Source organism: Intestinibacter sp. (assembly GCF_051866655.1).
Taxonomy (GTDB): domain Bacteria; phylum Bacillota; class Clostridia; order Peptostreptococcales; family Peptostreptococcaceae; genus Intestinibacter.
Genome location: NZ_JBJDXL010000276.1, coordinates 1 through 4077, shown reverse-complemented (window position 1 = coordinate 4077; position 4077 = coordinate 1). Strand labels below are relative to the sequence as shown.

Sequence of the window (4077 nt, the reverse complement as noted above, 5' to 3'; positions counted from 1 at the left end):
AGTGCTAGTATTTTCATATCATAAAAAGGTTTTTAAGAGTATTTACCTTATCATCATTTGTAAGATCCTCTCTCTTTAATAGCTCAATCACCTTTTCCTGTAAGGCATCTGCACATTCAAGCTTCATCATAAGAAGATTCTCGTTATGATGAATTTCTTCCTCCACTATTTGTAGAGTATCCAGCAGCTTTCTTACTAAAGTAGACATTACTTCCAAAACTTATAAGTTATATCTTCCAACTCGTATCCAGAGGTTCCGTCATCATAATGATCCAGAACTACCTTATACATTCTTTGATTTGTAGTATTGCTGTTAAGAGGTCCCAGGTCTTCTATGTAAGGTCCTAGTTTAATGTAGTCGAAATTTTCTAGATCTATATCTTTGGCGAGCTCTTGCCTACCGCTGTACCAAGCTACCTTAAGTTCCGGTTTGTTAAGCTTGATAACTTTAGCTAGAAAATTAATATCACTCGGACTTATGTCCCCACCCATGAAAGCCACACAAGTTATTCCTTTATTAAAGTCACATAGGTGGAGTAGTGTGGACATCATTAATTTCTCTCCTACATCCTCTGCTAGATAAGAGCTATGACAGCCCTTACAGTAACAAGGACAATTACTTATATTTATGCAGAGGGTAATTTCATCAGGAATCTCTGAGAAAGTTACTAATGCATCTACATACTTCAACATGAGCTTATTTCGTCTTTACCATTAGAATATATTCTAGCTCCTTCTTCTATTTTTCTGTCCTCTCCAAATGCAGTTGTAGGTCTTAAATATCCAATTATTCTAGTGTAAGAGGTTATCTTAGTACTTCCACACTTAGGACATACTTTTATAGAAGCTTTAACTATGTGCTTACAACTATTACATTGGCAATTTGGAATATTGAATGTAAAGTAAGAAGTTCCTTCTTGTATAGCAAAGTCTATTAGCTTTAAGTATTGGGCTTTGCTCAAATGAGCATCTAGATTTATATGGGCTGCTGAACCTCCGTCAGTATATTGATAAGTCTGTTTTCCGTGAAGAATAAACTTGTCTAGTACAGACGTATTGTCATGAGCATTATAGAAATATGAATTATATAAATTCTCGTCATCGGGAACCCAATATCCATCTTCTTTATCCCACCTGTAATTTTTACCTCCTAGTCCCTCTGCAGGCACAACTTCACTATTGAATAGGAACGGCCTCTTATCATCGTGTATAGAATGAAGTTTGTTTTGTTCCTTAATAGTACCAAGAATAAGTTGAAGGAAGGATATGTATTCTGGATTGTTAGAAACCTCTAATCCAAGAAATCTTGCTGCTTCGTTAAGACCATTAATGCCTATAGTAGAATATAGCTTACTTATGTAAATATATCCACCATTAGAAGCGGCAAACATTCCTCTATTTTCAAGGTCATATAACATTGTCTTATAAGCAATATGGTATTTATATACCCTTTCTAGAATATTTACTAAATACTTTTTGAGCAGTGAAATATTATCTTTACAATGAAGAAGATTCTTATCTCCTTCTTCGCTCCACCAAGTAGTTTCCTGTGCAGCCCAGTCTTGGATAATTCTATTAATATTCAAAGTAATCACATTACATGAACCAGTCATAACTCCAGTAAGACCAGATGTAGGATTAAAGGTATTCTCTGCAAGCTCATTCCTAAGTCTACAGCAAGAAGCTAGACTGTCAGCACTATCAGATATATAGGTAAAGAAACTATGTCCTTCTGCATACATTTCTGCGCACAAGTCCTTATATTTCTTGTCTATAACATCCTTACCATCATGCACCATTGCAAATGTTTCAACGGGGAATGTTAGTATCTGTTTTAGACGTAAGTTGTTAAACCATTTTAAGAATAATCTTTGTAGAGTATCAATGGCTTTCCATTCGGGTTTACTTCCGTCTGGATAATAAAATTCTCCAAATAGCGAGGTAAAGTAGGTCTTATCGTAGTATGATATATTAGTAAATGGACTTTGATAACTTCTATTGCCAGCTGGCTGATTTATTCCCCATACAAACTGCTTAAATGCTTTTAGGATACAGTCCTTTACAGTTCTATGAATTAGAGAATGTGCAGATGTAGCACTACACTCTAATTTATCATACCAATTGGGCCCATATTCCTTAATGATATAATAGTTTAGAGCGATAAAGTATTCCCCGAATGCCACGGCTCCCTTACATTGAGAAGACAACAAGAAGGCTAAGTTAGTAATTTGTCCACTAAACGACTGTAAGTCGTTAGGTTCTGATGGAGTTACTCCATCTATATTTCCTACTCCTTCTACCATTAAAGGATATAAGCTAACTGCCATACAATATTGTTTGAGAACAGGAGTAGAAGCTTCATCATGTGTATATATGATGTGATGTTCCAAATCTTCCTCATATTGTTTAGCGATTTCCGGAAATAGCTTATGTAGCTCATCTTTCATCATTTGGCGCTGAATAATCCTATTATTAGACTTATATACTTCCCCTTCTAGATTAGCTACATTCTTCATCGTAACGTTAGCATTAGCGTCTGTTTCAGATGATGTAGCAGCATTATCTGAAGATCTACTATATCTGTCCATATAGTTTATCCTATCCCTTATGAACCTAGTTTCTTTGTGTTTAGCTCTGTATAGGATATATTCCTTGGCTACTTGAGGGTAATCATAATCCATTAGTAGCTCTTCAACCTGGTCTTGTATATCTTCAACGGAGATTCCTTCCCATATCTTAACGTTTTCTGCAATATCTTTAACTACCTCGTCTTGCCAAACAATCCCGCAAGATCTAAAGGCCTTACTTATAGCTGTTTCGATCCTGCTAATGTCGAATGGCACTAGATTTCCGTTTCGTTTTGTAACTTTTAGCATACTTTTTATTATTTGAATAGTAATGCAAATATAATTAAAAATATTGAGATAAGCAAATATTAAGATAAACCTAGGATTCCTTTCAAGAGAAGAGTCTTCTCTGCCTTATTCATAATATCCCTAGTGTCAGCGTTACTAATAAGCTCAGTAAACGCATTATAGACATTGAACATAGTTGTAGACTGTCCAGGATTTACAAAGTAAGGAGAGTCCTTCTTCTCGTATAAGAGTTTATATGCATCAACAGCTGTACTAGTAGCTAGTTTTACTTTTCCATAGCCAGTATCATAGGAAGAGGTTAAAGCCCCTCTTATCCAAAAACCTAAGTTTTCATTGATTACCTCTTCTTCATATGGGACCTCAGTTTCTGATAGTCTATCTAACCAGGCTTTAATGTCTGAAGTTTGCTCCATTAGAGGCTGAATACACTTAAAATTAACTGGCTTCTCAGGTTCTAATTCTTGCACATTGAGGAAGGAAGGGTTAAATACACACAAGTTTAAGCAAGCCATATTTAACGCCCCTCTATAGATTTTAACTACTGGTTTTCTAGTATCTAAACCATAAACCATGCCGATCACTTCCTGATGATTATCAAAACTATACTCATCAGGCATAACAGCCTGTATCCATACCCTGTTGAATACAGTATCCTCTAAATTTAAATCTTCTTTCTTTGTTATACTTATTTGGTCTGGAAGTTTAGCTTGAACTCTGAAGTCACTTGTAAACTTAGACATCCTCTCTAAGAATGGAGTAACATATGCTTCAGTACTAAAGTATTCCTTCCCTTTTATAATTGTTGCCTTTCCTTTTAAGAGTTCATCAATACTCAATTCCATTATAATTCTACATCGGATAGATTATCAAAAAGATTAACCTCTTGTATTCTAACTTCACAAAGGTCTTCCTCCCATTCTTCGTCTGAATCATAGTCGGAAGTGTGTTGTTCTTCTATCTTATGTTTTAGTAGGTCTGCTAATTCAGGGGAGGAGCATACTCCAACAATGTGTTCCCACCTGTCTTCATATTCTCCTCCACACTTTGATACTACGTAGACCTTAGAGCAGCTCATCGAGATCTACTTCTTCCTCTGCCTCTTCCTCTACTTCTCTAGGCTGTTTTAGATATTCGTCTAGCTCTTTACGGGTTATGCCCTCTAATGCCATACACTGAGCTTTTGACAAGTACTTAGTTCCTT

The 4077-nt window shown here is 35.7% G+C and carries 5 protein-coding genes; all 5 read right to left on the bottom strand.

Annotation, left to right across the window (positions count from 1 at the left end; all coding sequences use genetic code 11):
• Positions 1–13: 13 nt before the first annotated feature.
• Genes ACI3VO_RS08245 through ACI3VO_RS08225 form a run of 5 tightly spaced genes read right to left on the bottom strand, consistent with a single transcriptional unit; the run spans position 14 to position 3951 of the window.
• Positions 14–208 carry a hypothetical protein gene (locus ACI3VO_RS08245; RefSeq protein ID WP_439757453.1) on the bottom strand — a complete coding sequence of 65 codons (195 nt, stop codon included), beginning with the start codon at positions 206–208 and terminating at the stop codon, positions 14–16.
• On the bottom strand, positions 208–693 hold the full coding sequence (locus tag ACI3VO_RS08240; protein ID WP_439757452.1) for a hypothetical protein: 486 nt from the start codon (positions 691–693) through the stop codon (positions 208–210). Before ACI3VO_RS08240 ends, ACI3VO_RS08245 begins: the two co-directional genes overlap by 1 nt.
• Positions 687–2876: an anaerobic ribonucleoside-triphosphate reductase gene (gene nrdD / locus ACI3VO_RS08235; RefSeq protein WP_439757451.1), complete on the bottom strand. Its 2190-nt coding sequence runs from the start codon at positions 2874–2876 to the stop codon at positions 687–689. The genes ACI3VO_RS08240 and nrdD overlap by 7 nt, the downstream gene beginning before the upstream one ends.
• Positions 2877–2935: 59 nt before the next feature.
• The gene (locus tag ACI3VO_RS08230) at positions 2936–3718 is read right to left on the bottom strand and encodes a hypothetical protein (protein WP_439757450.1); all 783 of its coding nucleotides are present in this window, start codon (positions 3716–3718) and stop codon (positions 2936–2938) included.
• Positions 3718–3951, bottom strand: coding sequence for a hypothetical protein (locus tag ACI3VO_RS08225; protein ID WP_439757449.1), 234 nt, complete (start codon positions 3949–3951; stop codon positions 3718–3720). The genes ACI3VO_RS08230 and ACI3VO_RS08225 overlap by 1 nt, the downstream gene beginning before the upstream one ends.
• Positions 3952–4077 lie beyond the last annotated feature (126 nt).